This window comes from Methylopila musalis, from assembly GCF_042679725.1.
Classification (GTDB): Bacteria; Pseudomonadota; Alphaproteobacteria; order Rhizobiales; family Methylopilaceae; genus Methylopila; species Methylopila musalis.
Genome location: NZ_JBHTMX010000271.1, coordinates 1 through 2870, shown reverse-complemented (window position 1 = coordinate 2870; position 2870 = coordinate 1). Strand labels below are relative to the sequence as shown.

At 71.4% G+C, this 2870-nt stretch carries 2 protein-coding genes; both read left to right on the top strand.

Translation table 11 applies throughout. From position 1 onward, the window contains the following. Positions 1–1733, top strand: a 1733-nt coding sequence (locus tag ACFQ4O_RS16490; protein ID WP_378777289.1) for a L,D-transpeptidase family protein, incomplete at its 5' end; no start/stop codon positions are given. A 259-nt stretch (positions 1734–1992) separates the two neighbouring features. Beyond that, positions 1993–2870, top strand: an 878-nt coding sequence (locus ACFQ4O_RS16485; protein WP_378777287.1) for a DUF882 domain-containing protein, incomplete at its 3' end; no start/stop codon positions are given.

Below are 2870 nucleotides of genomic sequence, written 5' to 3'. Positions count from 1 at the left end.
CCTCGGCCGCGGCCGATCCGGCGCTCGCCGTGCAGCCCGCCGTTCCCTCGCCGGCGACGCCCGCCGCGCTCGCTCCCACGTCCGCCGATCCGGTGGGCGCGGCCGTCACCCTTCTGCTCGCGACCGATGGAGCCGGCGCCGGCCTGAAGCTGACGGCGGCCGACCGCACGGCCTTGACCGCCTTCTACGCCTCGCGCGCCGGCCAGCCGGTGTGGATCGACGGCGACGCCTTCAACGCCCGGGCCGACGCCGCGCGCGCCCGCATCGCCGCCGCCGACGACGACGGCCTCGACGCGTCCCGCTTCGCGCTTCCGACCGCGCCGGCCACCACCGAGCCGGCCGAACTCGCCCGCGCGGAGCTGCGTCTGTCCGCCGCCGCCCTCGCCTATGCGCGTCAGGCCTGGGGCGGACGCACCAACCCGGCCGCCATCAGCCGCAACATCGAGATCGGCACGCCCGTCTTCGACGCGGCCGCCGCGCTGAACGCCATCGCCGCGGCCGACGACGTCGCCGCCACGCTCGACGGCTTCAACCCGCCCCAGCCCCAGTTCCAGGCGCTGCGCGCGCTGCTGAAGCAGACCCGCGCCGAGCAGGCCGAGGCCGCCCATGCGCCGGTGATCCCGGAAGGCAAGCTGATCAAGCCGGGCGATTCCGATCCCCGCGTGCCGCAGCTGCGCGCCCGGCTCGGCCTCGACGCGATCGCCGGCGACACAACTTACGACGACGCGCTGGCCACGGCGGTGACGGCGTTCCAGAAGACCAGCAAGCTCGGTGCCTCCGGCCTCGTGAACCGTCAGACGGTCCGGGCCATGAACACCGGCCGCAAATTGAACCGCACGGCGCAGCTGCTCGTGAACATGGAGCGCTGGCGCTGGATGCCGCGCGAGCTCGGCGCGAAGCACGTTTTCGTGGACCTGACCGCGTTCAAGCTCGCCATCATGCAGGACGGCCGCGAGACCTACGGCACGCGCGTCGTCATCGGCAAGACGACGAACCAGACGCCGATGCTGTCGAGCGAGATCGACCGTCTGGTGGTGAACCCCTACTGGAACGTGCCGGTCTCCATCGCCATGAACGAGATGGCCGGCTCCGCCCTGCGCGGCTACGAGGTGGTCGACGCCAAGGGCCGCGTGGTGCCGCCGTCGCAGGTGGACTGGGCGCACATCCGCGAAAGCAAGCTGCGCATCCGCCAGCCGCCGGGCGAGCGCAACGCGCTCGGCAACATCAAGTTCATGTTCCCGAACAAGCACGCCGTGTACCTGCACGACACGCCGAGCCGGAAGCTGTTCGCCAACGACTTCCGCGCGCTCAGCCACGGCTGCGTGCGCGTGGACAAGCCGATGGAGTTCGCGGACGCGCTGTCCGGCGACCAGGGCCTGTCGGGCTCCAAGCTGAAGGGCATGATCGGCGGCAAGGAGCGCGGCCTGCCGCTCTCCAGCAAGATCCCGGTGCACCTCGCCTATTTCACGGCGGTGGCGAACGCGGACGGCTCGCTCGACCTGCGTCCGGACCTCTACGGCATGGACGCGCGGGTGCGCGCCGCTCTCGCCGGCGAGGCGCTGCCCGCGCTGCCCGACGAGCCGGTGATCGCCAAGGCCCCGCCCCGGCCGAAGCCCGCGACCCAGCAGGCGTCCGCCGCCACCGCGCAGCCGGCGCCGGCCGAGGTCGCGCCCCAGCGGCAGCCGAACACCTTCGGCTCGTGGCTGTCGCGCACCTTCGGCGATTCGCGCTGAACCGGGACTGCGGCGGGGCCAAGACACGCAAGGGAATTGTGTTCCGCCGCAGGCCCAAATCGGATTCCGACTAGCTTTTCTTCGATTCTGCGGCTACGAGGTCACAGAAGAGTGGTTGGGGGATCGCTTTCGACGGGGTTGGTTCATTCCGCATTAACCAGGCCCGTAGAGACTTCAGTCATCACCTGCGGCGTCGACGCCCCCGCGCGGCGCAGGCAGGCGATCAGACAGTCAGGTCGGTTCATTGCTCGAAGCGCTCATGTCACGACAGACCGTTCTCTCCCGCGCCAAGCGGGGAGCCGGCGTCGCTCTTCTCGGGGTCGTCGCGCTGATCGCCGCCTCCGAGGGCACGCAGAACGCGCAAGCCAACGGCGACACGCGGACGCTCACGCTGTACCACACGCACCGCGGCGACACCCTGACGGTGACGTTCAAGCGCAACGGCCGGTATGACGCCGAGGGCCTGCGCAAGCTGAGCTACTTCCTGCGCGACTGGCGGAACGACAAGCAGACGCGCATGGAGCCGCGCCTGTTCGACATCGTCTGGGAGGTGCACCGCGAGGTGGGCCGCGGCCAGATGATCAACATCGTGTCGTCCTACCGCTCGCCCGAAACCAACGCCATGCTGCGCGCCCGCTCCCGCGGCGTCGCCAAGTTCAGCCAGCACATGCTGGGCCGCGCCATGGACTTCTACATCACCGGCGTGCCGGTCTCCGCGGTGCGCGAGGCGGGCGTGCGCCTGCAGCGCGGCGGCGTCGGCTTCTATCCGACCTCCGGCCGCCCCTTCGTCCATCTCGACGCCGGCAACATCCGCGCCTGGCCGCGCATGAGCCGCACCCAGCTCGCGCGCCTGTTCCCCGGCGGCAAGACCGTGCATCAGCCCGCCGAAGGCGGACACATGCCGGGCTATCAGGTGGCCGCGGCCGAGCTGAAGGCCCGTGGCGGCGTGTCGCTGGACGACGCCTACGCCGGTTCCGGCGGCGGAAAGAGCAAGGGCTTCTTCGCCCGCCTGTTCGGCTCAGACGACGAGGACGAGACGGAGATCGCCCCGACCGTGGTGGCGACCGCCGCGACCCGCCGGGCCGCCACGGCCCGCACCGCGGCCCCTGCGGCCTCCGACGACGCCGAGGAGGCCTT